Origin of the sequence: Pseudomonas sp., from assembly GCF_037994325.1 — a bacterium.
Taxonomy (GTDB): Bacteria; Pseudomonadota; Gammaproteobacteria; order Pseudomonadales; family Pseudomonadaceae; genus Aquipseudomonas.
The window spans coordinates 1-2,839 of the sequence record NZ_JBBNAH010000613.1 but is presented as its reverse complement, the minus strand read 5'-3'; the positions used below and the strand labels follow the sequence as shown (position 1 = coordinate 2,839).

Here is a 2,839-nt window from a genome sequence, read left to right as displayed (position 1 = left end):
CCAAGCAACTACCGCAGTAATCACGCGCACAAAAAAGCCCGAACCAGGTTCGGGCTTTTTTAGGAACGATCAACGGACGGCTACTTCACCTTATAGATGATGCCTGGACTGCATTGCACCATCTGGTAGTGATCCGGCAAGCCATTGAGTGCTTCAGACGCACCAAGGAACAAATAGCCTCCTGGCTTCAACGTCGCATGAATACGCAGCAGGATGTCTTTCTTCACCTCAGCGGAGAAATAGATCAACACGTTGCGGCAAAACACGATGTCGAACTTGCCCAAGCTGGCGTAGCTGTCCAGCAAGTTGAGCGGGCGGAACTCCACGCGACTGCGAATTGCCGGTTTAATCGCGAAGCGCCCTGCCCCTTTTGGATCGAAGTAGCGCTGCAAGCGTTCCTGGGACAGGCCTCGGCCTATCGCCAGACTATCGTACTCACCGGATTTGCACGCTTGCAGCATGGCGCTGGACAGGTCCGTCGCCACAATCTGCACCCCTCCTTTGAGCTGGCCAAGATTGGTACGCTCAAATTCATCGGTGGCCATCGACAGGGAATAGGGTTCCTGACCAGACGATGACGCCGCCGACCAGATACGTAACCGTGCACTGGGGTTGGCCTTGAGCAACTCCGGGTAAACCCGGTTTTTCAGCACTTCAAAAGGATAGGTGTCACGAAACCACAGGGTTTCGTTGGTGGTCATGGCATCAACCACCTGCTCGCGCAAACCGCCGCGCGGCATGCCTTGCATGCGTTGCACCAGCTCTCCGAGGGTTTTGATGCTGTTCTGTTCCATCAGCTTGTTCAGCCGGCTAGAAACCAGGTACTGCTTGTTGGCGCCCAACACAATGCCACAGGCCTTTTCCAGGAAAATCCGGAACTGCTCAAAATCCACGTTACCTGAAGACACTAGCGCTGCCTCACCATACATATAGGTTGCTGAAGGGCTGCAAGGCCCTCAGCCCTCATTCCGAAACATTAATGCGCTCAATCACGCGGGAAGCCAGATCATCTGGACGGAATTTAGCGAGGAAGTCATCCGCCCCCACTTTTTTCACCATAGCCTGATTGAATACGCCTGACAGGGAAGTATGCAGGAGGATATGCAACTTCTGCATGCGCGAGTCCGCACGAATCTCCGCCGTCAGGGTATAGCCATCCATTTCCGGCATCTCGATATCGGAAATCAGCATGATGAATTCGTCTTCCGGGCGCTTACCTTCGTCCGCCAGTTTGCGTAGGAAATCCAGCGCCTGACGACCATCGTTCAGGGCTGTAACTTCTACGCCTACCGACTGCAGACAACGGGTGACCTGCTTTCGTGCCACCGACGAGTCGTCAACGATCAGCACATGCTTGGTCACAGCCTTACCTTGGGTCTCCACATCAATGACCCCAGCGGTGATCACTTCAGAGACAGGCGCCACCTCGGCGAGGATTTTCTCCACGTCGATAATTTCCACCAGTTGCTGATCCAGGTGGGTTACGGCCGTGAGGTAGTGGTCGCGCCCAGTGCCCTTGGGTGGCGGATGGATCTCTTCCCAGTTCATGTTGACGATGCGTTCTACCGAGCGCACCAGAAACCCCTGAACCTTGGTGTTGTATTCAGTAATGATGACAAAGCTGCTTTCCAGGTCTGCCAAACCAGCACGGCCGGTAGCCATCGACAGATCAAGAATAGGAATGGTGCCGCCACGAATATTGGCCACCCCGCGAACCACCGGGCTGGATTTGGGCATGATGGTGAGCTTGGGGCATTGCAGCACCTCTTTCACCTTAAACACGTTGATGCCGTATAGCTGCTTACTATCAAGGCGGAATAACAACAGCTCGAGTCGGTTCTGCCCCACCAACTGCGTACGCTGGTTAACCGAGTCCATCACTCCGGCCATACCCTGCCCCTCTTAATTGTTTTAACCACCAACCCCTGCTTAGCCTAGCAGCCGGCACGGGCTTTGCTTTGAAGCTACACATGAAACTGATAACGCCACTTTTCCGACACTCACCGCGCCGATCACCTAGATTAATCAGATCATGGCTGGCTTTGCTGGCGTTTGGCCACATTAATTACGCAGCCGCTGAGCTGACATTACCTGAACAACTTATCGGCGCAAGCCAAGGCTTTCTTGAGGTCACGGTTCAGGACTATTTAGAGCGTAGCGAAATCCAGGCGCGACAAGAGATTCAAATCAAGCAACTCGACCCACGGTTGCAATTGCCACTATGCGACGAAGATTTGACGACGTCTCTGGAAAGCCCTGCGCAGCCAGTTGGTCGAGTCACAGTGAGGGTTAGCTGCGAAGGGGCGACACCGTGGACAATCTTTGTTCCCGCCCAAGTAAAGCTTTACCGCAACGTGGTGATCGCCATCCGTCCGCTTAAGCGCGCGACGGTCCTCAGCCAAGCGGATGTAGCGTTGGTTGAGCGAGATGTCGGCTTGCTCACGCAAGGCTATATGACCGATCTGGACCAAGTACTGGGAACCAAGTTGACCCGTGGAGTCATGACCGATCAAGTGCTAGCGCCGGTGACTATCGAACAAGCCGAAGCTATTCGTAAGAGTGAGCAGGTGGTAATTAGCGCTAAAAAAGGCGGAATTAACGTGCGTATGCCCGGCGAGGCGCTGTCCGGTGGCGTCATTGGTGAACAGATTCGTGTACGTAACCTGAGTTCACAGCGCGTTATTCGCGCCCGCGTTGTTGGCCCAGGCGAAGTAGAAGTACAGATGTAGATGGTTTTTTGCGCGCAATTTACCGTTAGTTTTCATACACTGACCGCCTGTGAGGCGCGGCAAACGGCGACGGGAAAAAAATTCTAAAGTTTTCTTCAGCACCGCCGACA

At 54.1% G+C, this 2,839-nt stretch carries 3 protein-coding genes; 1 reads left to right on the top strand and 2 read right to left on the bottom strand.

The window, feature by feature from the left end; all coding sequences use genetic code 11:
• Positions 1-80 precede the first annotated feature (80 nt).
• Positions 81-908: a protein-glutamate O-methyltransferase CheR gene (cheR, locus tag AAAB16_RS20445; RefSeq protein WP_340664977.1), complete on the bottom strand. Its 828-nt coding sequence runs from the start codon at positions 906-908 to the stop codon at positions 81-83.
• Between the two features lie 55 nt (positions 909-963).
• The gene (locus AAAB16_RS20440; RefSeq protein ID WP_340664976.1) at positions 964-1,890 is read right to left on the bottom strand and encodes a chemotaxis protein CheV; all 927 of its coding nucleotides are present in this window, start codon (positions 1,888-1,890) and stop codon (positions 964-966) included.
• 80 nt (positions 1,891-1,970) lie between these two features.
• On the opposite strand from AAAB16_RS20440, the gene flgA reads away from it, so the two are divergent.
• Positions 1,971-2,729: a flagellar basal body P-ring formation chaperone FlgA gene (gene flgA, locus AAAB16_RS20435; protein ID WP_340664975.1), complete on the top strand. Its 759-nt coding sequence runs from the start codon at positions 1,971-1,973 to the stop codon at positions 2,727-2,729.
• Positions 2,730-2,839: the final 110 nt, after the last annotated feature.

Coding starts and splice junctions, on each gene's coding strand:
- AAAB16_RS20440 (WP_340664976.1), bottom strand. CDS start 1,890: ATGGCCGGAGTGATGGACTCGGTTAACCAGCGTACGCAGTTGGTGGGG.
- flgA (WP_340664975.1), top strand. CDS start 1,971: ATGAAACTGATAACGCCACTTTTCCGACACTCACCGCGCCGATCACCT.